We start from the raw sequence: 25,111 nt of genomic DNA, 5'->3' as shown, positions 1-25,111 counted from the left end.
AAGTCGGGCAGGGCCAGGTCGTGCTCTACGCTGAGGCGGCCGTAGCCAACATCAGTGTCACCCTTGTTGTCGCCGGGGGCAGCACGCTGAAGATCTCCCGCTTTGCTTGGAGGGGACCATGTCCACATCCATCGGCATGCCCGCCGATCCGACGTTGAGCTACCGGGCCATCGAGAACTTGATCGCACGTTACGCCGAACTCGTGGACGACGGTGATTTCGCGGGACTCGGAGTACTTCTCGCCGAAGCCACCTTCACGGGCGTGGGCGAGCCGGTCAGCGGGCGCGACGCGATCGAGAAGATGTTCCAGGACACTCTGATCGTCTACGCCGACGGCACGCCGCGAACCCAGCATGTCACCACCAACGTTGCCATCGAGGTCGATGAACCGGCGGGCACGGCGGTCTCGCGTTCGTATGTCACCGTGTTGCAGGCGCTGCCCGACCTGCCGCTGCAACCCATCGCCGCCGGTCGGTACCGTGACCGCTTCGAGCGCCGTGAGGGGCAGTGGCGCTTCGTGGAGCGACGGGTCCGCATCAACCTGATCGGCGATGTGAGTCGCCATGCGCGCCAGGCTGCCGCACAGCGGTAGTCGCCCTGGCCGCACGCTGGAGGGGCCGCGCTCCCGGACAATGGGATCGCGGCCCCTCGCTCACCTCGACGGGCTTGGCTCGATTCCCAGCTCGCGTCGCCTCAGATCATGAGCAGCAGCCGCGTGTGCGGTATCAGCTTCCGGTTCACGCTGGTGCTCTGCACGAATATCGTGAAGTCGTCGTTGTGGTCCGGCTTCACGCGAACTTCCGTGTCGGGCAGGCCGAGCAGGGATCGGGCCTCCGGCCCCGTGTACACCCGGTCCGTCTTCTTCTCCAGCACCGCGATCTGCTTCCGCGCCTGGATCTTCTCCGATTTACTCAGCTGATAAAACGCACCACCGGTACGGTAGGTGTGCCCGCATTCGATGACCCATTCCCGGATTGCCGCTTCGCGAGCCACTGGAATCAGCTGGTACTCCGACGGATTCACCGGGGCGAGACCGGCTGCCTTGATGGTGTCCTTGTTGACCGCCTCCGCACCTGTGGAGAACACCGCCCGCGATCCCCGGATGCCCTGGGCCCGGCCCATCATAAAGTTCTCGGTGGCCTGCTGGATAACCTGCCCTGCCTCTTCCAGGCCCTGTGTGCTCGTGGCGTCCCAGATGGCGATGTTGTCCTTCGGGAAGCCGCACTGCATGGCCTCGCGCTTGCCCATCTGGTCCGGCACAAGGACGGCCAGTGTCCAGTTGTCCTCCTGCGTCTGCATCATCTTGGCCACGGCCTGAACGAGTTCGCGTGGATTTTTGGTGGGGGCATCCGGGCAGCGGTGACTCGCGTTCTCCTGGCCGTCCGTGAGTACGAACGTCAGGAAGCTGTGGTCGCCGTACAGTTGAGCAGTCTGCGCAAGCTCCCGCTGCGACTTCAGCGTGGCCGCCAGCAGAGCCGTCATTCCACCGACCTGGTAAAGCTGCTTCAGGGACGGCATACGCAGCACGTCCTTGTCGTAGATGACGCACTCCACCTTGTCCGCGAAGACGTAGACCGTGACGCGGGTTTCCTGGTCCAGTTCCTTCGACCGTCGGGCCAGATACGCAATCTGCTGGTCGGCGACTTCGACGACCTTGCCGCTCAAATGTGACATGGACGAACTCGCATCCAGCACAAGAGCAACGTGATTGATGTAGTTCTGGGCTCCGGACATGGAGGCTCCCCCTTTTCCTTTTCGATGCTCCTACCTTCTCACCCACCACTGACAATCGATCTTGGACTCCGATGCGTGCGAACGGTGCGTTGGAACGGGTGGGGCAGGCGCTGCGTGGCCGCCTCCCGGATCGCGGTGTCAGGAGGAGAAGCGCATGTAGTCGAAGCGTGCGGTCACTCCCTTACCGGCCAGGGACACGAGGCCGATGCGCGGGTCGGAGCCGGCGGGCAGATGCCAGACCCCACCCCAGATGTAGTGCTTCCCGTCCCGGCTCGTGGCCGACTGGAACCTGTGCTCGCCGGTCGTCGGATCGACGGTATGGCGCAGCCGCAGCCACATGGTGTCGGCCGACGGGCCCAGCTGCATCTCCGGCCAGCTGTCACGGTCCCGGCCGATCCACAGAAAAGCCTGCCGCGATGGGCCGGTCCGGGTCGGAGCCAGATGGATCGAGTCCTCCGGGCTCTGGAAGGCGATCAGCCCGGCCTGGCTGCGCCCGTCGGGGGCGTCGGTGATCGGGAAGTGCAGCTTGGTCTCGACCGTGTAGGTCCCGGTCGGAGCGTCACGAAGCAGCGCCGATGCCATGGTTCCCTTGCCGGAGAAGTCGGCATCCTGTGTCGGCCACACGTACTGGCCGTCGGCGACCTTTCCGTCGGCGGGGCCGAACCACGTCCAGCCGTCCAGCTGGTTGTCGTCGAAGTCCTCGTCGTACTCCGGCAGTCGGGCTCCGAGCCCAGGGTCCGGCTGTTTGACGGTCGTCGGCGTGTAGAGCCGGGTCACGCCGACGTTGTCCACCTCGCCGGCGCCGCGGGTCGAGGCGACACCACCGCGGCGCCAGTCCCTGGGTACGTCCACCTTCAGTTCGGCCAGGGGCATGTCGAGCATGGCCGAACTGACGTGTACGTGCGCCGCCCCGTCGCGGAGCTCGGCCGTGAGCGAGTGCCAGGTCTGCAGATCGGCGTTCACGTGCAGGCGAGCGGTCCGCTTCCGCACCACCTTCTGGTCCCGGGTGACCTCGACGGAGAGTGTGCCGGTGGAGTCCAGCCAGGCCACGGCGCGGTTGAACCGGCCCGCGGATGCCAGGACAAGGCCGACCCGGCCTTTGTCGTCGCGCAGCCGAACGTCTGCCTCGATCCTCACATCGCCGTCCGGGGCCCGTCGCGGCAGCAGCAGTTGCGGGACCGAGGCCCGGGACCGGCTGCGGGCGTACCGCCCCGAGTCCGGATCCGAACCCGTGGTCCAGGACCCGTGCCCGGCGGTGTCGAAGCCGGCGAGACCGTCGTCGAAGGTGCTGCCCGCGTCCCATGCGCTCGTCGGCGCGGTCTGCCGGTCCTCGCTGGTCCAAGCGCCCGCACGCACCGTCGGCCAGCCGTCGATCCAGTCGAGCCGGTCCATCATGGTGGGCCGTCCGCCCCAGTTGGGATCGGTCTCGTGGCGGTCGAATCCGTTGGTGAGGATCCAGTCCTGGCCGGACTTGTCCACGACGTTCGCCGAGTGGCCGGTCGCGACCCACTTGTTGCCGTTCGGCGCGTTGACGATCGTGCCGCCGACGTGCAGGTCGGCAAGGCCGACGCCCTCGGCGTCCTTGAACGGGCCCATCGGGTTCTTGGCCCGCCCGACGAACACCGGATAGGCGCCCTGGTCCCGGGCACAGCAGCCCAGGCCGGAGTAGAACAGGTAGTACCAGCCGTCACGCTTCACCACGTACGCGGCTTCGCCGCGCCGGGCGCCGACCACCTGCACCGGATCGCCGACCGGTGCGGTGCCCTCCTCGTTCAGACGCACCGCCTGGATTCCGCCGTCGCGGAACGAGCCGTAGTAGAGGTACTTCTGGCCGTCGGAGTCGACGAACACCGACGGATCGATCTGATTGACCGTTGTCCCGTACGGCAGTACGGGATGGCCGATGTCCTTCCACGGGCCTGCCGGATGGTCCGACGTGGCCAGCGCGATGGTGTTCTTGTCGCCGCCGGCGACCGAGTAGTAGAGGTAGTACTTCCCGTTGATGTAGCGGATGTCGGGCGCCCAGTAGTAGGTGGTTGCGAAGTCGCGCCACTCCGGGTGGTTGTCGGGCCCGAAGACGTCACCGACGTAGGTCCAGTTGACGAGGTCGGCCGAGCGCGTGATCGGCATGAAGTGCTGCGACTCCCACGGGCCTGACTGGTTGTCCCGGCGCATGCTGGTCTGGGTCGCATACGCGTACCAGTAGCCGTCCTTGCCCCGGATGATCGACGGGTCGGAGAAGGCGTCCGCGATGTTGTCCATGACGGGGTTCTGGTACGTCCCGGGCGGATCGGCGGGATCGGCCGCGGCCGATCCGGGCTGCGCACTGCCCAGGCCGAGGACCATGAGCAGGGCGAGGAGGAGGGTGCCGGGTCTGCCCCGGACCGCGCGAAATCGTGCTGACGTCGATGCCATGTCGGGAGCTCTCCTTCGTGGATACCGGATATGCCGGAGATATTGGAGATGCCGGGTCGCGGGCCGCGCCCGGAGGCAGGTGTACGGCGCGGGGGTGGGCTCAGACGATGACCAGGGCCGCGATGCGCCAGAGGCCGTTCAGCTTCGAACCGGTGATCTCCAGGTCGGCGGTGCGCCCGTCCGCTCCACCGTCGAGTCCGAAGGCGAACCAGACGAAGGCGCGGCTCGGCAGGCTGTCGTCGCCGGAGCGTCCGAGGACCGTGCCGTCCTCGGAGATGGTGGTGACACCCGAATCGGTGAGGGAGTCGCCGGTCAGCACCCACGCCGTGTGCTTGCCGGCCGGCACCGGGATGCGCAGGACGCTGGGCTTGCCCCTCTGCATGACGATGTCGCGGCGCAGGTCGTCGGCGTTGCCCCGGTCACGGGTGTTCGGCCGGTCGCCGATCCAACCGAAGCCGCGGTCGTCGGTGTAGTCGTCCTCGGGGGACAGCCTGGTGTACCCGGTCAGCAGTGGGCTGGACGGCGGGCCGGCGTCGAACGCCGTGGCCGCGTCATCGGGGTGTGGCGTGGTGACCACGGACACCGACCGGCCGCGCTCGATCTCCTCGTCGCCGCTGGTGAGCCGGATCTCGACGGTGGCGAATCCCGGAGTGGACACCGGGGTCCCGGTGACGGTCAGCTCTCGCTCGGCTCCGGCGGCGACCGTCACGGTCCGCTCAGTGCTGGACCAGCCCTCGGGGGTGACGAGGCGGGTGGTGACGTCGCGGTCCGCCGTGCCGGTGTTGCGCACCAGCACCGTGACCGGGTTGGCCCGGCCCGCCCACCACACCGGATCCGCCACCGCCCGCATGACGACGAGGGACGGCACCGGGGCGCCGGGGTCCGTGACGGCGAACGCGGACAGCCGCCACGGGCCGCCTACCCCCGTGAACGTGATGTCCGTGGTGCGGCCGGTAGCACCTCCGTCAAGGGGGAGCTCCAGCCAGGTGAAGGTTCCGCTGGGCTGCTTCGGACTGGTGGCGACGGTGGCCCCGTCCACCGCGACCCGGGTCGGCGAGGCCGTGGCACCGGTGTCACCGATCAGCACGTACCCGGTGTGCTTGCCGGCCGGTAGGGCGACGCGCAGCACCCGGGACGAGTTGTGCCAGAGGTGGTCGCGCAACAGGGGCTCGCCACCGCGGTCCCTGGCCGACGGGGCGGCGCCGACCCAGCCGTGGCCGGCCGACGCGGACCAGGCCGATTCGGGGGTCAGCGCGTCGTAGCCGGGCATCGAAGTCCCGTTCCGTGGACCGGCGTTGAGCGCCATGAGGCAGCGCCTGCCCTCGGGGGCGACGACCAGGGACGGCGGCCGGCCGTCGAGCCGGGTGAGCTTCGGCGCCACATCCAGGTCCAGGGCGGCGACGGTGCCCGACAAGGGGGGTGTGACCGGCAGCTCGAGCTCCGCGGTCGCGGCGTCGGCCGCGGACTGTGCGGCGGGCTCGGTGCGCCAGTCCGCCGACGGTGGCCGCAGTGCGACCGTGAGGTCGCGGTCCCGCGCCGAGGCGTTGGTGACGGTGACCGGCAGGAGGTTCGGCCGACCGCCGAGCAGCACCCGTGAGCCGTTCAGCGCCGCTTGCAGCCATTCCCGCTTCGCGTCGACGATGCGGCTCTTGTCGAAGAAGAATCCGACCACCGTGTCGCGCCAGAACCTCGCGTGCTCCCGCTGGGCCTCGAAGCCCGCCTTGACGGCGGCATGGCGCTGCCGGTCGATCTCCCCGGACAGCGTGCTCCACCGGGCGAGGTACCGGTCGATGCGGTCGACCCCGGTGAAGTGCGTGTCGTAGATATGCTGGATGACCGTCTTGCCTGAGCGCAGCCGATGGTCGTACGGCACCCAGTGCATGAACAGCAGCAGGTCGTCGGGACAGGTGGCCGTGGACTCGTAGTGCTTCTGCCACGGCCGCGGGTAGAGCCCGGTGAAGCCGCTGCCGGTCGCCTCGGTGCGGTCGAAGCCGGTGCCCTCGGTCGTGGAGTGGTGTGACTGGAAGAGGGTGCCCAGCGGGCTCGGGTCGAGATGGTCGCCACCGGGGTCGGTGAGATAGCCCATCCCCAGCGGCGAGGTGTAGTCCTCGTACGTCCGGCGTGAGCGCGTCAGGATGTCGGCCACGACCTCGGTGATCGCGTCGTCGTGGCCGAAGGTCAGCCCGGCCCACTCCGCGGCCAGGTCCCGGGGATCGGCGTCCGGGTTCCAGCACATCCTGCCGAAGGCGTAGGTGTTCGCCGCTCCCAGCAGATAGCCGGTCCAGTTGCGGGCATTGCCGAAGTTGCCGACCCCGGCGATGCCCGCCCGCGGCATACGGTCCGTGCCGTCCGAGAGGATGTCGGCGACGGTCGGTCCGGTGCCGGGCCCCTGCGTCGGGAAGGTCAGCACCTCCCGCCACAGCGGAGCCAGATAGGTGGTGTGGATCTCGTGGCCCGTGTACTCCTGGGTGAGCTGGAGTTCCAGTATCTGGTTCGTGTGGCGCATCGCGCCGAACAGGGGGTGTACGGGTTCGCGGATCTGGAAGTCGATCGGTCCGTACTTGGTCTGGAGGATGACGTTGTCGTCGAACGTGCCGTCCAGCGGGGCGAACACCCGGTACTGGTACTCCGCCCAGTCGCTGAAATCCTCGTGGACGAAGCTGCGCCAGACGATCTGGCCGTCGTGCGGTGCGACCATGCGGGCCAGCATGTTCGCGCCCTCGGCATGGGTGCGTCCGTAGTCGAGTGGACCGGGCTGCCCCTCCGAGTTCGCCTTCACCAGGAACCCGCCGAATCCGGGCAGGCTCTTGAAGATTTCGGCGCTCTTGTCCCGCCACCACTGCTGGACCCGTCGATCGGCGGGATCGGCCGTCGTGATCGGATCGGCGTCGTCCGCGGTCAGGATCATCGGGCCGGCGTAGTTGACGGACAGCCAGACAGAGATGCCCCACGAGTGGAGAAGCGCGGCCAGGGGTCTGAGTCTGGTCAGCATCTCGCTGGTGATGAAGTCGGCACTGGCGTTGACGTTGTTGAGCACCGAAGCGTTGATGCCGATCGATGCCATGGACCGCGCATAGTCGACCACCCGGCCGGAGATGTCCGGCAGCTTGTCCCACTCGAAGAGCGAAGTGCCCGCGTAGCCACGCTCGATCGACCCGTCGAAGTTGTCCCAGTGATTCATCATGCGCAGTGCGGTGCGCGGCCTCTCCAGGACGGACAGCTTGTGCAGCGGCCGCTCGAGCTGGAGCAGACGGATGAGATGGAAGACCCCGGCCAGCACGCCCCGATCACTGCGGGCGCCGATGACCAGTCGCCGCCTGCCCGGCGGGCCGGTCATCTCGATCACGAACCCCTGCTGGCCGATCAGGGCCAGCCGATCGGGACTCACCTGGGATCGCACAAGCGGCGACTCGTCCACCGTGCCGATGACAACGGAGGCTCGATCGGCGGGAACCCGGGCCGGTGCGCTGCCGATGAGGCCCTGGGCGGCCCGCCGCAGTTCCAGCTCGGCGTTCGCCATGACCCGGCCCTCGCCCTGACGCGCCAGGCCGGCCAGGGCCTTCCGGTACTCGGCGAGCCGCCGGGGATCGGCAGTGGGGCGGTAGCGCAGCCAGAGATCGTAGCCGTCCTCGTCGGGGATGCCCGCCGATGCGGCGAAGCCGGCCGCCGTGCCCCACGGGCTCAGCACGGTGGCGAAGGCGAGGGCGGATGCCTGGAGCACTCGGCGACGGCTGTACTCGTACTCGGATCGCGCCATTGCGGTTTCTCCTCTACGCGAGAACGAAGGGAATTGCACCGAGCCTCAGATGGCGGCGAGACCCGCTATGCACGGGTTCGGGTGAGAATTTCGCGCAGTTCGGCCAGGGGAATCTTCGGTTGGCGGTCCGGTGTGAGCAGGCCGTTGGTCTCTTGTTCCGTGTCGGTGAACTGGGTGTAGCAGAAGCCCGCGAGCCCGGAGTCCACCGCGGCGGCCACCAGGCCGGCGAGGCGATCGGCGAAGTCCTCCTTCGTGGCCACGGTGTCGTAGCCGAACCACTCGGCGCCCTCGGCCGGTTCGAAGGTCGCGCCGCCGAACTCGCTGAGGACGACGGGCTGCCCTTGGTGGCGGACGCCGTCCAGGGTCAGCCGTTTGGCGCCGGGCCACTGCTCGGCGAGCTCGCCCTGCCGCAGCGAGGCGTGGCCGTAGCGCTTGCGCAGTACGTCCCCGTGCTGGGTGTAGTCGTGGACGCCCCAGATGTCGGCGGCGGAGATCTCCCAGCCGTCGTTGGAGACGGCGGGGCGCGAGGGGTCCAGGGCCTTGGTCAGATGGTAGAGGGCGTCCATGAAGTGGCGCTGCGCGGGGACGAGCGCCGGGTTCGGCACGGACCAGGACTCGTTGATCGGGACCCAGGCGACGATTGAGGGGTGGCCGAGGTCGCGGGAGATGGCTTCGGTCCACTCGGCGATCACGCGTTCGACGGTCTGCGCGCCGAACTGGTACGCCGACGGCATCTCCTCCCACAGCAGCAGCCCGAGCCGGTCGGCCCAGTACAGGAAGCGCGGGTCCTCGATCTTCTGGTGGACGCGCAGCCCGTTGAGGCCGATCTCCTTCGCCAGTTCGACATCGCGGCGCAGTTCGTCGGCCGAGGCCGACAGATGCGATGCGGGCCAGTAGCCCTGCTGGAGCGCGAACCGGAGGAAGTACGGCTTGTGGTTGAGGAGGAAGACACCGTCGTCCCAGCCGATGTCGCGCAGACCGAGGTAGGACGTCACCCGGTCGACCGGTGTGTCCTCGGCCGCGTCGCGCAACTCCACCACCGCGTCGACCAGTTGCGGCCGCTCCGGACTCCACAGCAGGTCGTCGAGGTCCTGCCCGTGACGCAGGGCGGGCACCGCGACATCGAACTCCGCCTCCTGGCCCTCGATCAGCGTCCGCTGCTCGGCGAGCACCCGCTCGCCCCGCGTGAGGCGGGCCGTCACGGTGAGCGGGCGCCGCGGCCAGTGGCCGAGACGCAGCCGGCAGCGGACGCGGGCGTGGGCGACCTCGGGGGTCCAGTGCAGCAGCGAGATGTGCTCGGCCGGGACCTCTTCCAGCCACACCGGCTGCCAGATCCCGGAGGTGCGGTGGTACCAGATGACATGCGGATCCCGGCGCCAGTCCTGCTTGCCGCGGGGCTGCGCGGCGTCGAGTGGCTGGTCCTCGGCGCGGACGACGACGGTCTGCTCGCCGTCCCGGTCGACGGCGTCGGTCAGATCGCAGGTGAAGCCGGTGTGCCCGCCCTCGTGACGTCCCACCAGGCGGCCGTTCAGCCAGATCTCGGCCCGGTGGTCGACCGCACCGAAGTGCAGCAGGAGCCGCCGCCCGGCGGCCGGCCGGGCCACGTCGATCGTGCGCCGATACCAGAGCACGGGGTGGAAGGCGGTGTCCGCCACCCCAGAGGCCGCGGACTCGGGCGGATAGGGCACGGTGACGGTGCCGGTGAACGGTGCCGAGGTTGCCGGGTCCATCCAGCGGTCGGCGCGGCCGCGGTCCTCGTCGTCGTGGGCGAACTGCCAGGGACCGCCGAGGTCGCGCCAGTCGGGATCGCGGATCAGCTGCGGCCTCGGATGGCCTGCGGCGTTCAGGTGCGGGTGGGGCATGCGTGAACTCCGGTGGTGTGGTGCGTGGGTGGGGGACGGGGAGGTGGCGCGCTGCCGTTCAGTTCTCCTGGGAATCCGCGGGGGAGCGGAGGTCCACGACCGTGGCGGCGAACGCCAGCGGGCCCGGCAGCAGCGGAACCAGCAGCGGAATCGACCAGGCCAGGAGCCCGCTGAGGAGCACGGCACCGGCCAGGAGGAGACTGCCACGCGGGTCCGCGGCCGAGCGGAGCAGCGCCTCGCGTGCGGACAGCACGTGCGGTGTCTCCAGCGCGGTCGCCCGCAGCGCCACGACCGTGGCGCCCAGGACGAGCAGCGCGAGGGCGGGCGCCATGACGGCCGCTCCGGGCAGCGCGGCCCGCATCAGCGCGGCATCGATCAGGACGACCACCACGAGCAGCGGCGGCACCAGACCGAGGGCCGCCGACCGCGCGGACAGCCGGGCACGCAGATGAGCGCCGTACGTACCCGCCCTGACCTGAACGCCGTTGCCCGCGGCCTGCCGCAGCGTCGCGGACGCGGCGGCGAACGCGGCCGGGGCCGTGACGACCGGCAGGCAGGCGAGGCCGGTGAGCAGGCCGATGAGCAGCATGTCCGCGAAGAGGGTGAAGCCGGAGCCGAAGACCTCTCCGGGTTCCCGGCGCTCGCGCCGGGGCGCGATCGGTGCGTGAGCCATGGTGTGCCTCACCCCTTCAGTCCGGACGTGGCCATGCCCTGCACCAGGTAGCGCTGGAAGACGAAGAAGAACAGCACGATCGGCAGCACCGAGATCACCGACATGGCGAACATGGGCCCGTACGCGGAGGTGCTGGACTGGTCGACGAAGCTGCTGAGGGCGAGCGTGATGGTGTACTTCTCCGGCGCGAAGAGATAGATCATCTGCGTGAAGAAGTCGTTCCACGTCCAGATGAACGTGAAGATGGCCGTGGTGATCAGCGCGGGCCGGGCCAACGGCAGCGTGATCGACCAGTACGTACGGAAGGGACCGCAGCCGTCGATCCGCGCGGACTCCTCCAGCTCGCGCGGCAGGCCGCGCATGAACTGCACGATGAGAAAGACGAAGAACGCCTCGGTGGCCAGGAACTTCGGCAGGATCAGCGGCCAGTAACTGTCCACCAGACCAAGCCGGTTGAAGATGATGTACTGCGGGATCAGTACGACATGGTGTGGCAGCATCAGCGTCGCCACCATGAAGGCGAACATCACCTTGCTCATGCGGAAGCGCAGCCGGGCGAAGGCGTAGGCGGCCAGCGAGCAGGACAGGACGTTGCCGAGGACGGCGCCCCCCGCGATCAGCAGCGTGTTGCCGAGCAGGTGCGTGACGGTGACGCCCGAGACCCCGTCCAGGGCGGTCGTGTAGTTCGACCACTCCAGATGGCTGGGCCACAGGTCGAGGCTCGTCATCACCTCGTCGGCCGGCTTGAGCGAGGTGGCGAGCAGCCAGACCAGCGGATACAGCAGGACGAGCAGCGCGGCGGCCGAGATCGTGTGCGGCAGCCACCGCTTCGTGGCGATGTTCATCGGCCCTCCTCGTCCGCGTAGAAGACCCAGGACCGGGAGGTCCGGAACAGGATCAGGGTGATCGCGCCGATGGCGATCAGCAGCAGCCAGGCCATTGCCGCCGCGTATCCCATATGCGAGGCCGTGAAGCCGCGCTCGTACAGGTACAGCGTGTAGAACATCGTGGAGTCGGCGGGTCCGCCGTCGCCGCCGCTGATGGCGAAGGCCGGGGTGAAGACCTGGAAGGAGTTGATGACCTCCAGGACCAGGTTGAAGAAGACGACCGGGGACAGCATGGGCACGGTGATGGACATGAACTGCCGCCAGCGGCCCGCGCCGTCGAGCGCCGCGGCCTCGTAGAGGTCGGGCGAGATCTGCTGGAGGCCCGCCAGGAAGATCACCATGGGTGCGCCGAACTGCCACACCGTCAGCAGGACGACCCCGTACACCGCGAGATGAGGGTTGCCGACCCAGCCGCCGGTGTGGATGCCGACGGTGTCCAGGACGCCTGCGACGGTGCCGCCGTCGTTGAACAGCGCCTTCCACACCAGGGCGATGGACATGCTCGCGCCGAGCAGGGACGGCGCGTAGAACGCGGAGCGGTAGAAGCCCCGGCCCCGGCTGAGGTTCTTCAGCAGCATCGCCACGCCGAGTGCGAGGCCCAGCTTCAGCGGGACGGCCACGACGACGTACAGCATCGTGGTGCCGACCGACCGCCAGTAGCGGGGGTCCTCGGTCAGCATCTCCTGGTAGTTGCGCAGGCCCACCCAGTGCGGCGGATCGAACAGGTTGTAGTCCGTGAACGACAGGTACAGGGATACGGCCATCGGCACGAGGGTCAGCACGACCGCGCCGATCATCCACGGGGAGAGGAACACATAGGCGGGCCACTGCCGTTCACGCACCTGGCGCCGCTTGCTCTTGCGCGGGCGCGGATCCGTCGTGCGGACGGCGCGCGCGGGCGCCCTCGTCGTGGACACCGTGCTCATGACTCCAGCTCCCGGTTCGCCTCGTCGATGAGTTCACGTGCCGCCTCGCGCGGGGAGGCCATGCCGTAGATCATGCGCTGGTGGATGCGCTTGAACGCCGTCTGGATCGCGAGATCGCCGGGCGGCGGTGCGGTCGGCGGGATGTCCAGCCCGTACTTCTCCATCGTCTGCGCGTAGTCGTAGATCTCCCGCTCTGGTCCCTCGAGCGTCTTGGCGACCCGGGCGGCGATCTTGCGGTTGGGCGGGGTGGACCGGGAGAAGCCGAGGATGTCGCCGGCCCGTGGGTCGTTGAGGAGGAAGTCGATCAACTGGGCCGCCTCCTTGGGGTGCTTGCTCTGCGAGCCGATGCCGAGGAGCATGCTCGGCTTGAAGTACGTGCCCTGGTGGCCGCCGGTCGTGGGCACGGGGGCGAAGTGGATGTTCTCGCCGAGCAGGGCGGTGTATCCGGGGAAGGGCGCGTCCCAGGTGAAGTCGGCGGCCCCGAGGCGGCGGCCGATGGGGCTGGTCTCGGTGCTCTTGGCCTGCACGGTGTCCCGGGCCTGGGCGATGGCGCCTTCTTCGCGGAGTGTGTTGAGGAATGACCAGAAGGCGGTCAGGTCGTCCTCGGTGAAGCCGAGTTTCGTCTGGTCCGCGTAGAGGTTCTTGCCGCGGCCGCGCAGCCATGTCTCGAAGACGTCCTCGTTGCCACCGCCGTCGTTGGCGCCGGTGAAGGGACGTCCGTCGGGGGACTTCAGCCCCAGGGCGGCGATCTTCTTGTTGGCCTTCGCCCAGTCCTGCCAGGTCCAACTGGGCCCGGGCGTGGGGATACCGGCCTTCTTGTAGACGGCGGAGTCGTAGGCGTATCCGGTGATGCCACGCCCCATCGGCAGGGCGAACTGCCTGCCCTCGTAGGTGCCGGTGCGCAGGAAGTCCTTGTCCATGTCGGACGTGCGGATCGTCCGGTCCTTGATGACACCGTCCAGCGGCATGATCGCCTTGCCGCCCGCGTACTGGGAGATCTGCCGGTAGTCGAGCTGGACCACGTCGGGCACACCGCCGCCGGCGGCCTGTGTGGCCAGTTTCTGGAGATACGCGCCGAAGTCGCCGTTCGACGTGCGCACGGTGACGCCGGGGTGTTCCTGCTCGAAGAGGCGGACCGCCTTCTCGGTGCGCGCGGCACGGTCGTCGTTGCCCCACCAGGAGAATCGGAGGGTGACGCCGGACGTATCGCCGCTCGCGGCGGAGCACGCGGAGAGCGTGCCGGTCAGGGCGGTGCTGAGGCCGATGGCGGCGACGGCCAGGACGGCCCGGCGGCTCGGGCGCGGGAGCCGGCCGTCCTTGTCGCGCAGCCGGGACACGCCGACCGGCGCGGGGAAGCCGTCGTACGTCGCGCTCACCATGCGTGCCCGTCCAGGTGGGCCGTGACCTGCTCGCGGTCCCAGGCGCCGTCGGCGACGGTCACCCGGTAGCCGCGGGAGAGGGTGTCGCCGGGGGCGAGGACGAGCTCCTCGTGGAACGCCCAGGACGGCGCGACCGCGGCGAACGGGTCGCTGCGCACGAACCAGTGCGCCGGGTGCGTCCCCTTGTCACCCGTGTGGTCGTTGGCCGGGGCGTGCTCGAAGACGACCGTGGCGTGGCCGTCGCGACCGTCGTGCTCACCGACGTACGCCAGCCAGGGCGCCTGGCTGCCCATGAGGTCGCCGCCGTCCGCCTCGGCGGTGAAGACGTGGCCGTCGCGGAAGGCGCGCGGGCCCCGCCAGAACAGGCCGGTGTATCCGGCGGCCGGGCGGCCGTGGGTGGTGGGGCTGCCGAAACGCAGCGGTTCCCGCCGGCGGTTGGTGATCGCCGAGGTCCACGTCAACGACCAGCTGCCGGCCTGCGGATCGACGTCGCGCACCTCGATGCGGCGCTCCTCCTCGGCCCACAGTTCAGCGTCGTACGGATGCCAGGTCAGGCGCTCGGCGATCACGGCCCGGTCGTCCGCGGCGGCGACCTCCTCGAATGCGACGTGTGCCATCGAGCCGATCCGCTCGGGCAGCGCGACATACCCCTCGCCGTGGACATAGGTGTTCCCGCCCCACAGGTTCTGGCCCGACAGGTGGGAGGCCGTCAGCTGGAGCCCCTTGTGCCAGCGATGGTCGTTGGGGCGGTAGTCGGTGACGAGTCCGCCGGAGAGGGTCCGGACCGGGTGCAGATACGGCTTGGGGGCCTCCCACGGGGCTTCGGGGCGGTACACGTAGGCGAACAGTTCGGTGCCGGTCGCCTTGTGGGTCACGGTGATGCGGTCGCCGTGGGCATGGGTGAGTGCGAGCGTCATGCGTGGGCCTCTTCCTCGCGGGTGGTGTCCGGTGCCCAGCCCTGGGCGCCGCCGTGCAGCTCGGTGTAGTAGGGGTCGCCGGGGCCGATCTCCCCCGCGCGGACCGGGGTGTCGGTGAACGCGGACTTGTACAGGGCGGTGATGAACTCGAGCGTCTGCCGGCCGCCCGCGCCGCTGGTCGCGTGGCGCCGTCCCGCCCTGATGTCGGCCACCAGGGCATGGAGCTGGGCCAGGTGTGAGCTCGGCTCGTCCGTGCCGAAGTCGCGCCAGGCGGCCACGGTCTCCTCGGGGACACCGGGGGCCGGGGTGATGCGCCAGTCCGCGTTGCGGTAGCCGTAGAGGTGGGTCAGTTCGATCGTGGCGCGCTCGCAGTCGATGCGGATCCGGCTCACCTCGTCGGGGCTCAGCACGCTGTTGACCACGGTGGCCACGGCGCCGCTCGCGAACCGCACCTGCGCCGTGGACACGTCCTCGGTCTCGACGTCGTGCACGAGCCGCGCCGCCATTCCCCGCACCTCGCTCCAGGGCCCCATCAGGGCCAGGAGCAGATCCGTCTGATGGATGCCATGCCTCATGGCGGGCCCGCCGCCCTCGGTCGCCCACCGCCCGCGCCACGGAACGGAGTAGTAGGCGGCGTCCCGGTACCAGGTGGTCTGGCAGTGGGCGACCAGCGGGCGGCCGAACGCCCCCTCCCGCAGCAGCCGCCGCACATGGCGCGCGCCGGAGCCGAACCGGTGCTGGAAGACGATGGAGGCGTACGGTCCCGCCTCCCCGGGCTTCTCGGCGGTCTCGATGGCATCGAAGTCGGCGAGGGACGGGCACGGCGGCTTCTCGCACCACACCCAGGCGCCCGCCTTCAGCGCGGTCACCGCCTGGTCGCGGTGCACGGCGGGCGGTGTGCACAACACCACGAGATCGGGGCGCAGTTCGGCCAGGGTCGCGTCGAGGTCCGTCGAGGCGTACGGAATCCCGGCGCCATCCGCGAACGCGTGCACCGCGGCCGTGTCGACGTCGACGGCGGCGACGGTCTCCACCTCGCCCGCGTCGGCGAGCGTCCGCAGCGCGGGCAGATGGCTGGAGCGCGCGATGCCTCCGGTGCCGACCACGGCGGTGCGCAGTGGGGTGGTGGAGCGGTGCGAAGACATGCGGACCCTCTCATGAGATATGCGGTGAGCGCGGCGCCGTGGGCACGGGCGGGCAGCCCGGACCGTCCGACGGACAGCCGTCGGCCGCCCGTGTGACGCCCCCGGTAGCAACCGCTTGCTATCGATTGGTTCCAACGTTGTAACCGCGAGATCTCGCCACGGTCAACCCCTCGTCCGGAACGGGATTCCGAGCCGCCCCGGCGCTGACGGCCCGCCGAGGACCCTGCATAATGCAGAGAAACACAGGTGAGGAGGTCGGCCAGTGGCCGCGGTGACACTCAAGGACGTGGCGGAGCGGGCAGGGGTCTCGATCAAGACCGTGTCCAACGTTGTACGCAATGCTCCCCGCGTATCCGAGACCACGCGGAAGCGCGTGCTGAAGGCGGTGCACGAGCTCGGCTACCGGCCCAACCCGTCGGCCCGCCGCCTGCGCACCGGGCACAGCGGCCTGATCGGCCTCGCCGTCCCGGATCTGGCCACGCCGTACTTCGCCGAACTCGCCCAGCACGTACGGGCCGAGGCCGCGCAGCTGGGCCTGACCGTCCTGATCGAGGAGACGTTGGGCGACGCGACGGAGGAACTGCGCCTGGCCACCGGCGTCGGCGCGTCACTGCTGGACGGCGTGATCCTGTCGCCCCTGCGTGTCTCGCCCGACGAACTCGCCGCCGTGGCCAACGAGTTCCCGCTGGTCCTGCTCGGCGAGCGCAGCTACGAGCACGACCAGGTGGGGGCCGACCACGTCCTGATCGACAACGTCGCGGCGGCGCGTGACGCCACCGCGCACCTGTCCGGCCTCGGTCGTACGCGGATCGCCGCCATCGGCGTGGACCAGCAGGGGTCGGCGACCAGTCGTCAACGCCTGGAGGGCTTCCAACTCGCTCTGCACGAGGCGGGGGTGACCTACGACCCCCGGCTCGCGCCCGCCATCAAGGAGTTCGACCGGCGCAACGGCCTGCTGGCGATGCGCGCCCTGATCGCCCTGCCGGCCGGCGTACGCCCTGACGCGGTCTTCTGCTTCAGTGACCTGCTGGCCGTCGGCGCCCAACGCGCCCTGTTCGAAGCGGGGTTGAACATCCCGGACGACGTCGCCGTGGCGAGCATCGACGGCTCCGACGAGGCGCTCTACAGCACGCCGTCCCTCACGTCCGTGGTCCCCGACAAGACCGCCATCGCCTCACTGGCCGTGAAGTGCCTGGCGGCCCGCATCCGCTCGGACGTGCCCCTGCCGTTCGAGGTGCATACGGCTCCGCACTGGCTGCACGCCCGGGAATCCACGAACGGCGGGCGCCAACAGCTCTTTCCCTGATCCCTGCCGACTTTTCGCTGATCCGGACCGAGGGACCGCCAGACGAAGGACGGCCCCTCGGCGCACGAGCGCTCAGCCGGCCCTGGTGATGGTCAGGCGCCGCCCGCTCGCGGTCCCGGCGTGGCCACGTACCCCGACCGTCGAGGGCATCGGCCCCTCGCCCGGGTCGGACGCCCGCACGACGAATCCGGCCGCCGCTCCGCCGTCGATGCGCACATCGCCCGCGAGGCGGTAGTCGGTCCACCCCGTGGAGCCCGCGATCGACTTGTTCCCGCCGGTGCCCCCGCACGTCTCGGACAGGACACCGCCCGACGTCGTCCAGCAGCCCCCGTAGTCGACCCAGCCGGACCTCCCCTTCGCGAAGGCGTCGGCGTAGGGCAGAACACCGCTGTTGGCCACTGCCGTGGCTTCCATGCGGCCGGTCGGACCGGTGGCCGTGGCCGTGGCCGTGGTGAAGCGGACCGTCCTGCCGGAGGCGTCCAGGAGCAGATGCGGGCTGTAGCTCGTGCTGCAATTCTGGGCGGGGTCGACGACGGGCCCGATTTGGGCCTCGCAGTTGCGGCCCTCGCCGCAGATCTCGTACGCCAAGACCATCCGCTCGTCCGGCAGCGTGGCGACGGTCGGCATCCCCGGGCGGTCGGTGTTCACATCACTCCGGACGTCGACGACGAGGCCGGGCGCGAAGTTCGTGGAGCGGGCGGGATTCGGCATCGGGACGTCCCACCCGCGAACACCCCCGATCACCCGCGGACTGCGGCCGACCGCGGCGGGATCGATCAGCGCCCGGTAACCGCGGATGACCCCGGCTCCTCCAGCTGACGCAACACGCCGCGGGCAGGGTGACGGCGACAGCCCGACCCGGGCGGCGAGCTCGCTGTTGCTGATCCGACCGTGCTGTTCGAGCACGGCCAGAATCGACCGGCCTACTTCATCTGCGGTGGCAGATTATTGCTCCCGTGGCTTGACTACCACAATCATGCGCCTGCTCCGAGCGCAATGTGCTGCCAAAGTTGCCAAGATCCGGTCATGCGGGAGCGCCGGTCGGCCACGCTTCATGGCGTCACACCGACGGTCCACGGAAGGGCAGCCATGCCGGGCAAGAGCACCATCACCGTTCACGCCGATCGCGAAGTCCATCCCAGCCGTGCCGTGGCACCGCCCATCTACCAGACGGCGACGTTCTGGGCCGAGGACGGCGAGACGTTCGCGCAGGTCGCCGTCGACCGGCGGGGCAAGGACTTCTACACCCGCTTCGGCAACCCGAACCACGCACAGGTCGCCACCGTCGTCGCCGAACTGGAGCGCACCGAGGCGGCCATGGTCACCGCGTCCGGGATGGCCGCGCTGACAACCGCCGTGCTGGGCCTGGTGTCCGCGGGTGACCACGTCATCGGGCAGAAGTCCACCTACGGGGGCACGGCGTCGGTGCTGCTGAACATGCTGCCGCGCCTCGGCGTGTCGACCACCCTGGTGGACCAGACCGACCCGGAGGCGTTCGCGAAGGCACTGACCCCGCAGACCCGTCTGATCCTCGTGGAATCCCCGAGCAATCCGCTGCTGCAGATCACCGACTTGCGCGCCGTCGCGGACCTGGCCCGCGCGCACAACGTACTGACGATGGCGGACAACACCTTCGCCACTCCGCTGAACCAGCGACCGGCGGACTTCGGCATCGATCTGGTCTGGCACAGCGCGACCAAGTACCTCAACGGCCATTCGGACGTCTCCGCCGGAGTGCTGGCCGGGCCGGCAGAGCTCCTGGACCGCATCTGGGACGTCGGCCTGCTCACCGGTGCCACGCTCGGCCCGATCGACGCGTGGCTGCTGTTGCGCGGCATGCGCACCCTGCCGCTGCGGGTGCCGCGGCACAACGCCAACGGCCTGGCGCTCGCGGAGGCGCTGAACGAGCATCCAGCGGTGGCGAAGGTGCACTATCCCGGTCTGGCGACCCACCCACAGCACAAGCTGGCCGTCGGCCAGATGAGCGGCTTCGGCGGGGTGCTCGGCATCGAGTTCGCCGGCGGCTTCGAGACGGCCGACGCCTTCCTCGGCCGGCTGCGCTACCCCCGCCGGTCGGCCAGCCTCGGCGGCGTGGAATCGCTGGCCGTGCATCCGGCGTCCATGTGGCGCGGGATGCTCAGCGAGGAACAGATCGCGGAATCGGTTCCGCTGGGCCTGGTCCGGCTGGCCGCGGGCACGGAGGACACGGCCGACCTGGTCGCCGACGCACTCGCCGCGGCCGACGCGGTGGTCTCCACTGCCGTGGGTACCTGAGTGGATCGTTTGTGCCGTGGCCGCGTCAGGACACCGTGACAACGACCGATCTGCTGCAGGGCATGTGCTGCCGAAACGGTCCTACCCCTGTGCGACGAGAGCCCGCCCCTCGCCCACCGTGGTGAGATGATCCGTGGGGAGCGGCGTGGTGACTCCCCTCCGGCGGCGCGATCGAGATGGTCCGGCACTCACGGGGTGGGGGTGGAGAGCGTCTTCATGGTGACGTAGCTGTTCACCATGGCGACGCCGGGAAGGTCGGCCAGCCGGTTGGCGTGGAAGTCCTCATATGCGGTCAGGTCGGCGACCTCGACCTGAAGCAGGTAGTCGTAGTTGCCGGTGACGTGATGGACGTGAACCACCTCGGGCAGTTGGACGACCGCGCGTTCGAACGCGGCCACGTCGGCGCGTTTGTGCCTCATGAGCCGGACACCGGCGAAGACGCGGAGGCTGCGGCCGAGGGCCGCGGGGTCGATCTCCGCCCGGTAGCCGCGGATCACTCCTGCTTCCTCAAGCCGGTTCACGCGCCGCAGGCAGGGTGACGGCGACAGGCCGACCCGGGCGGCGAGCTCGGCGTTGCTGATCCGCCCGTGCTTTTCGAGCACGGCGAGGATGGACCGATCCACATCATCCATAGGGGCAGACTATTGCTCATTCGCCCCGCGTACCACAAGTTCATGCCCCACTCCAGCGCAATTTCCTGCCAAAGTTGCCGAGATCGGCTCACGTCGACGTGCTGACCAACAACCCTTGACCGAGTCATCAACTCGAACAGACAACCCCCTTTCACAGAGGAGTTTTCAGATGAGGATCCTGCTCACCGGCGGCACCGTGGTCAGCATGGACCCGGCCGTCGGCGATCTCGAACGCGGTGACGTGCTGATCGAGGACGGCGTGATCGTCGAGGTGGCCGAGGCGATCGAGGCTCCGGACGCCGAGACGATCGACGCGACCGACCGGATCGTCATGCCCGGCTTCGTCGACACCCACCGGCACACCTGGCAGACGGCGTTCCGAGGTATCGGCGCGGACTGGACGTTCCCCGAGTGGGCGGTGGCGATGCACGGCACGCTCAAGCCTCATTTCCGGCCCGAGGACGTCTACCTGGGCACCCTGCTCGGCCGCCTGGAGGCTCTGCACTCCGGTGTGACCACGATGCTGGACTGGTGCCACTGCGCGCAGAGCCCCGAGCACGCGGACGCCGCCGTCGCGGCGCTGCGCGACACAGCCGGACGGTCGGTCTTCTGCCACGGCGCGGGGTGGGGCACCACCGGCTCGGTCGAGACCGAGATCCGCCGTGTGCGCTCCGCACTTCCCGGGGACGGCCTGGTCACCATGTCGTTCGGGCTGCGCGGTGCGGAGGACACCTCCATGGACACCGTCGCCGAGGAGCTGAAGCTGGCGGCCGAACTCGGCCTGCGCACCAGCCTGCACGTCGAGTCCGACGGCACCCGCCGCCCGGTCGCCGACCTGCACGAGCACGGCCTGCTGCGGGACACCACGACGTTCGTACACGCCAACGGGCTCGGCGACGACGAGCTGCGGATGCTCGCCGACGCCGGCAGCTCGGTGTCGATCAGCCCGGACGTCGAGCTGAGGATGGGGTTCGGCTGGCCGATGACCGGCCGGATGCTGGCCGCCGGGCTGCGCCCGACACTCTCCATCGACGACGTCCCCTCCGTCGGCGGCGACATGTTCGCCACCATGCGCACCACCTTCGTGGTACAGCGCGGCCTGGACGGCGGCCTCAACTCCCGGGACCTGCTGGAGTTCGCCACCGTCGACGGCGCCCACGCGCTGGGACTCGCCGCCCGCACGGGCAGCCTCACCCCCGGCAAGGACGCCGACGTGATCCTGCTGCGTGCCGACGACATCACCGTGCTCCCGGTCACCGATCCGGTCGGCACGATCGTCGCGGCCGGTCACCCCGGCCTGGTCGACACGGTTCTCGTCGCGGGCCGCGTCGTCAAGCGGGACGGTGTGCTGGTGGGCGTGGACCTGCCCGCGCTCAAGGCACGACTGGTGGCATCCCGCGACCAGGTCGCAGCGGCCGCCGGCATCCCGCTCGACGGCACCTGGCGTCCACAGCCGAAGGCGGCGTAACCGCACGAACCGGAGTCCCCGCCCGCTCAGTTCCTCTCATGAAGCATGAGGCCGACCCGTGAAGCCGGTGACATTCACCGAATCCGAGCGCGTGGCGCTCGGCCGCATGGACAACGACGGCAGGGCGCCCGACCTCAGCGATGTGGTCGGCGCCCGCACGCTCCTCGAAGTCATCGACGCGTGGGAGTACCTCGGCCCCGTGATCGCCACGGCCGCCGGTCTGCCCGGCATTGGCCGGAGGCGTGGGAGACGCGTCAGGCCGGCGGGGGTGCTCTATGAGTCGTCCGGATTGAGCGTGATGGTGGCGGGTGTCGGACCGTCGGGGCGGACGGTGATCCCGAAGACGGCCGATGTCGGGACGGCGCGGAAGGAGGGGGTGAAGGCGGGCAGCAGGTGCTCCAGGAGGACGGTCATCTCGCGCATGGCGAACTGCGCGCCCAGGCAGGCCCGGGCGCCGATGCCGAAGGGGTAGTACGCGCCGTGCCGGGAGGGGCGGCGGTCCTCCTCCACGGTGGTGAACCGTTCGGGGTCGAACTGCTCGGGTTCGGGCCAGAGCGCCGGGTCGCGATGGGTGAGGTACGGGCACACGAAGATGTCAGTGCCGGCCGCGACGCGGTAGCCGGCGATGGTGTCGTCTTCGGTGGCGTGACGGGGGATCAGCCACGCCGCGGGATAGAGCCGCAGGGTCTCCGAGACGAGAGCCCGGATGGCCCTCTCGCGCTCGGCTGAGCCCGCGGCTCCCGCGCCCAGGGCCCAGTGGCGGGCTTCGGGATGGCGGTCGAGCAGCAGATACAGCCAGGACAGCGTCTTTGCAGTGGTCTCGTGACCGGCGGCGAGCAGGGTGACCAGCTCGTCGCGGATCAGCGGGTCGGTGTATTCGGGGCAGCTCTTTCCGGCGTCCACCAGGACGCGCAGCAGGCCGGGGCCTTCCGGTCCCGCCTCCCCTCGGCGGGCGGCCGCGATCGCCTGTTCGGCGACGGCGTCGATCCTCGCGAGGTCCGCGGCCACGGCGGCGCGCAGCTCGGCTGCGTCGGTGGACGCGGACGGCGTGGTCGGAAGGGCGGCGCCTACCGCCTCGACGGCGGCGAGTTCGCGGTTCGTGGTCTCGTCGAGGGGGTGGCCGGTCAGGGAACGCCAGATGGTGTCCAGGGCGAAGAAGCGCATGTCCTCGCCGACGTCGGTCGGTGTGCCGGTACGGGCGCACTGCGCCCAGTGGTCGGCGGCGCGGCGCGCGGCGCCGGCGATCCGCTGCTCGTAGCGACGGATCCCTGCGCCGGTGAACTGGGTCTGCAGCAGGCGGCGCTGACGCTTCCACGGTTCTCCGGTGGCCGAGAGCACGCCGTCTCCAACCAGCACGCGGGCCCGATGGGAGCGCTTGACGTAGCGGTCGGGATGATGGGCGAGGACGTGCTGTACCGCCTCTGGGGCGGTGACCAGCACCGTGGGGCGCGGGCCGAGGCGCACCGCGCTGACCCCGCCGAGCTCGCGCGCCTGGGCCAGCAAGTCGACCACCGCTCCCGAGGAAGAGCGCCATCGCTTGACGGCCGCCGGGTCGAGCTCTGGGGGCAGGGGCATGGCACCGGGTCCGGGTGGCGGGAGGGGGACGCCTTGCGGGGCTGCGCTGGCCAATGGGCTCTCCTGCTCGGTGACTGCATGGGCCGCGCCACGGCTGCGCCGGTGGCTCCAGGAATGGACCACCGAATGATGGCACAGCGGTCCGCCGACGCGGTTCGCCTGCCGCGTAGATGGGGCGCTTCCGGCACCGCCCGCCGGGGCCCTCCACCAAGCAGCCGCCGCCGTTCCTCAACTAAGGAGGTCACGCGTTGGGAAGGCCGGTCGCCGCGCACGAGCGCGGCCTGATCGGCGTTCAGTTCTCCGAGCTGGACGGTCGACCAGTTGCCGTTACCGTGGGGCGTGACGATGCGTCTGTATGGGTGTGGGCACGTGACCGTTGACCGCGGCACACCGGCGGGATCTGGCGAGTCGGCGCCATATGCCGCCCGACATGGTCACGGAGATGATCGCGGCCAGGCCCTGACGGTCACCCGTCCACCGGGCCATCGACGCCATCGGCCCACTGCCGCCGCTGGTACAACAGCCCTTGGATGACGCCGGGACGGTGGCGTGCCTGAAATAGGTTGTCGCGGAGGTCAGTACATGTTGCGGCTTACGGTCTCCGGGTGGATGACGATACGAACCCAGTCTGCGGGCAGGTTCCCGGCGCGGTCGTCGGCGCGGGCCGGGTCGTCGAGGTCCCAGTAGCGGGCGGCCAGGTCGTGTGCTCCGTCGGGTTCCACCGTGGTGTGTCCGGCGACCGACAGCCGGCGTTCGCGTTCACCCACGGGGGCGGTGACGACGATCGGGGCGCGGGGGTCGCTGCGCAGGTGCCGCACTTTGAGCGAGCCGGGGCCCGTGAACAGCCGGATCGTGCCGCGGCCCTGCGGGGTATCGACGAGTTCGGCACCCGGGCCGAACCGATCGCGTGCGGCGAGCACTGCGCGACGCCCGAGCGGGGCGGGACCTGGTACCGGCGCGGTTGGAACGCCCCGGGCGGGACGCCGGTGGCGGCCTCGGCGGGGACACCGGTGACGGCCGCGGTGCGACGACCCTGATCGTCGGCGCCTATCCCGTGCGCGGCGAGATCAGCCGCCGGCTGCTGGACGCGCTGCCCGTCGTGCTGCGTGTGGACGCCGGGGGCACGGCCGAGCCCGTGTTGGACCACCTCGCCGTCGACACACCGGGCCAGCAGGTCGTACTCGACCGGCTGCTGGACTGGATGATGGTCTGCACGCTGCGCGAGTGGTTCGACCGGCCCGGCGGCGAGCCCCCGGCCTGGTGGGCCCAGCGGGACCCGGTGGTCGGCGAACCCCCGCTGACCTGACTCACCCGCTGGCGCATGACGCTCACCCGCTGACTCGGCCCCGTAGGTGCCAAGCACCAGGTCCGTGCCGGGGCCGGCGGCCGCTGGCGCCGGCGGTCGCCTCGCCCGCCTGTTCCGCGGCCTGTTGGTCACAGGCCGTGCGTGGCCCGGAAGAACTCGTCGATCTCTCGACGGCCGGGGGCGGGGCGGGCGAGGGTTTCGGCGCCGGGAGCACGCAGCCCGTCCAGGAGGACGCCGATGTACCGGTCGGCCAGGTCGGACACGGGGCCGTCGTCGTCCGCCGTGTCGGTCGCGTGGCGCGGCGGGATGGAGTTGAGCATCAGGACGATGTCGTACGCGTTGACGTCGTCGCGCAGGACGCCCGCCTGCTGGGCCCGGGTCACCAGGTCTTCCAGGGCTGCCAGGAGGCGGGTGCGGACGTCGGCGAGTTCGGGCCCGGGGTCGGTGGCGCGACCGCGCGACACCGGGAAGAGCTGGCTGCTGCGCAGGCGCGTCATGTGGCGCATGACCTGGCCGAAGGCGGACCACGTGAGCGGTTCCTCGGCCAGGGCGCGCCGCACTTCGGTCAGGCTCTCCCGCATCACCTTGATCGCGATGTGTTCGACCAGGGCGGTCTTGTTGGGGAAGTGCCGGTAGATCGTGCCCATGCCGAGGCCCGAACGCCGGGCGACCTCCGCGATGGACGCCTGGTAGCCGAGGTCGGCGAAGACGGCTTGGGCGACGTCGAGGATCTGCTCGACATTCTGGCGGGCGTCGGCGCGCAACGGGCGGTCGGCGGGGGGCTTGGGCGGGCTCATTGGCTTGATGTTAGCCTCCCACAAGGTAACCGGAAATTGGCTTTCCGGTTATCGGTGT

General features: G+C 70.0%; 19 protein-coding genes and 2 pseudogenes. 5 read left to right on the top strand and 16 right to left on the bottom strand.

Annotation, left to right across the window (positions count from 1 at the left end; translation table 11 throughout):
- Nucleotides 1–118: 118 nt before the first annotated feature.
- On the top strand, nucleotides 119–592 hold the full coding sequence (locus J5X86_RS27675; protein ID WP_208519412.1) for a nuclear transport factor 2 family protein: 474 nt from the start codon (nucleotides 119–121) through the stop codon (nucleotides 590–592).
- 101 nt (nucleotides 593–693) lie between these two features.
- Here J5X86_RS27675 and J5X86_RS27670 read toward each other — a convergent pair whose 3' ends face one another.
- From J5X86_RS27670 to J5X86_RS27625, 10 genes are all read right to left on the bottom strand, one after another.
- The gene (locus tag J5X86_RS27670; RefSeq protein WP_208519411.1) at nucleotides 694–1,734 is read right to left on the bottom strand and encodes a vWA domain-containing protein; all 1,041 of its coding nucleotides are present in this window, start codon (nucleotides 1,732–1,734) and stop codon (nucleotides 694–696) included.
- Nucleotides 1,735–1,872: 138 nt separating this feature from the next.
- Nucleotides 1,873–4,149 (bottom strand): family 43 glycosylhydrolase, encoded by a 2,277-nt coding sequence (locus J5X86_RS27665; RefSeq protein ID WP_208519410.1) that lies wholly within the window; start codon nucleotides 4,147–4,149, stop codon nucleotides 1,873–1,875.
- 100 nt (nucleotides 4,150–4,249) lie between these two features.
- Complete coding sequence (locus tag J5X86_RS27660; RefSeq protein ID WP_208519409.1) at nucleotides 4,250–7,906, bottom strand: alpha-glucuronidase family glycosyl hydrolase; 3,657 nt, start codon at nucleotides 7,904–7,906, stop codon at nucleotides 4,250–4,252.
- Nucleotides 7,907–7,971: 65 nt separating this feature from the next.
- On the bottom strand, nucleotides 7,972–9,768 hold the full coding sequence (locus J5X86_RS27655) for a sugar-binding domain-containing protein (RefSeq protein ID WP_208519408.1): 1,797 nt from the start codon (nucleotides 9,766–9,768) through the stop codon (nucleotides 7,972–7,974).
- Nucleotides 9,769–9,826: 58 nt separating this feature from the next.
- Nucleotides 9,827–10,441: a hypothetical protein gene (locus J5X86_RS27650; protein WP_208519407.1), complete on the bottom strand. Its 615-nt coding sequence runs from the start codon at nucleotides 10,439–10,441 to the stop codon at nucleotides 9,827–9,829.
- Nucleotides 10,442–10,449: 8 nt separating this feature from the next.
- Nucleotides 10,450–11,286 (bottom strand): carbohydrate ABC transporter permease, encoded by an 837-nt coding sequence (locus tag J5X86_RS27645; protein WP_208519406.1) that lies wholly within the window; start codon nucleotides 11,284–11,286, stop codon nucleotides 10,450–10,452.
- A complete protein-coding gene (locus J5X86_RS27640) occupies nucleotides 11,283–12,254 on the bottom strand; it encodes a carbohydrate ABC transporter permease (RefSeq protein WP_208519405.1) in 972 nt (323 codons plus the stop codon). The genes J5X86_RS27645 and J5X86_RS27640 overlap by 4 nt, the downstream gene beginning before the upstream one ends.
- On the bottom strand, nucleotides 12,251–13,633 hold the full coding sequence (locus J5X86_RS27635) for an ABC transporter substrate-binding protein (protein WP_208519404.1): 1,383 nt from the start codon (nucleotides 13,631–13,633) through the stop codon (nucleotides 12,251–12,253). Before J5X86_RS27635 ends, J5X86_RS27640 begins: the two co-directional genes overlap by 4 nt.
- A complete protein-coding gene (locus J5X86_RS27630) occupies nucleotides 13,627–14,550 on the bottom strand; it encodes a PmoA family protein (protein ID WP_208519403.1) in 924 nt (307 codons plus the stop codon). Before J5X86_RS27630 ends, J5X86_RS27635 begins: the two co-directional genes overlap by 7 nt.
- Entirely contained in the window at nucleotides 14,547–15,695 is a 1,149-nt protein-coding gene (locus J5X86_RS27625; protein ID WP_208519402.1) for a Gfo/Idh/MocA family protein, read from the bottom strand. Before J5X86_RS27625 ends, J5X86_RS27630 begins: the two co-directional genes overlap by 4 nt.
- Before the next feature lie 262 nt (nucleotides 15,696–15,957).
- On the opposite strand from J5X86_RS27625, the gene J5X86_RS27620 reads away from it, so the two are divergent.
- Complete coding sequence (locus J5X86_RS27620; protein ID WP_208519401.1) at nucleotides 15,958–17,001, top strand: LacI family DNA-binding transcriptional regulator; 1,044 nt, start codon at nucleotides 15,958–15,960, stop codon at nucleotides 16,999–17,001.
- 72 nt (nucleotides 17,002–17,073) lie between these two features.
- Here the strand turns inward: J5X86_RS27620 and J5X86_RS27615 are convergent, their stop codons facing one another.
- Nucleotides 17,074–17,712, bottom strand: a complete 639-nt coding sequence (locus J5X86_RS27615; RefSeq protein WP_208519400.1) for a hypothetical protein — start codon at nucleotides 17,710–17,712, stop codon at nucleotides 17,074–17,076.
- A gap of 96 nt (nucleotides 17,713–17,808) precedes the next feature.
- A pseudogene (locus tag J5X86_RS52975) lies at nucleotides 17,809–17,922 on the bottom strand (AsnC family transcriptional regulator); the annotation flags it as partial.
- Nucleotides 17,923–18,090: 168 nt separating this feature from the next.
- Here J5X86_RS52975 and J5X86_RS27605 point away from each other — a divergent pair.
- Nucleotides 18,091–19,275, top strand: coding sequence for a PLP-dependent aspartate aminotransferase family protein (locus J5X86_RS27605; RefSeq protein ID WP_208519399.1), 1,185 nt, complete (start codon nucleotides 18,091–18,093; stop codon nucleotides 19,273–19,275).
- 188 nt (nucleotides 19,276–19,463) lie between these two features.
- Here the strand turns inward: J5X86_RS27605 and J5X86_RS27600 are convergent, their stop codons facing one another.
- On the bottom strand, nucleotides 19,464–19,907 hold the full coding sequence (locus tag J5X86_RS27600) for an Lrp/AsnC family transcriptional regulator (RefSeq protein WP_078638161.1): 444 nt from the start codon (nucleotides 19,905–19,907) through the stop codon (nucleotides 19,464–19,466).
- A gap of 169 nt (nucleotides 19,908–20,076) precedes the next feature.
- Here J5X86_RS27600 and J5X86_RS27595 point away from each other — a divergent pair, with 169 nt between their 5' ends.
- Nucleotides 20,077–21,375, top strand: coding sequence for an amidohydrolase family protein (locus tag J5X86_RS27595; RefSeq protein WP_208519398.1), 1,299 nt, complete (start codon nucleotides 20,077–20,079; stop codon nucleotides 21,373–21,375).
- Nucleotides 21,376–21,648: 273 nt separating this feature from the next.
- On the opposite strand, the gene J5X86_RS27590 is transcribed toward J5X86_RS27595, so the two are convergent.
- The gene (locus J5X86_RS27590; protein ID WP_208519397.1) at nucleotides 21,649–22,950 is read right to left on the bottom strand and encodes a cytochrome P450; all 1,302 of its coding nucleotides are present in this window, start codon (nucleotides 22,948–22,950) and stop codon (nucleotides 21,649–21,651) included.
- A gap of 575 nt (nucleotides 22,951–23,525) precedes the next feature.
- Nucleotides 23,526–23,870 carry a pyridoxamine 5'-phosphate oxidase family protein gene (locus J5X86_RS27585; RefSeq protein WP_243981663.1) on the bottom strand — a complete coding sequence of 115 codons (345 nt, stop codon included), beginning with the start codon at nucleotides 23,868–23,870 and terminating at the stop codon, nucleotides 23,526–23,528.
- Here J5X86_RS27585 and J5X86_RS27580 point away from each other — a divergent pair.
- Nucleotides 23,823–24,241 (top strand): annotated as a pseudogene (locus J5X86_RS27580) (cupin domain-containing protein); the annotation flags it as partial. The gene J5X86_RS27585 and the pseudogene J5X86_RS27580 sit on opposite strands and share 48 nt — an antisense overlap.
- A 143-nt stretch (nucleotides 24,242–24,384) precedes the next feature.
- Here the strand turns inward: J5X86_RS27580 and J5X86_RS27575 are convergent.
- Nucleotides 24,385–25,053 (bottom strand): TetR/AcrR family transcriptional regulator, encoded by a 669-nt coding sequence (locus J5X86_RS27575; protein WP_208519396.1) that lies wholly within the window; start codon nucleotides 25,051–25,053, stop codon nucleotides 24,385–24,387.
- Nucleotides 25,054–25,111: the final 58 nt, after the last annotated feature.

The sequence above is a fragment of the Streptomyces sp. NEAU-YJ-81 genome (assembly GCF_017592595.1).
In the GTDB taxonomy this organism is placed as follows: Bacteria; Actinomycetota; Actinomycetes; order Streptomycetales; family Streptomycetaceae; genus Streptomyces; species Streptomyces hygroscopicus_B.
This window is presented reverse-complemented; position numbering and strand designations above follow the sequence as displayed.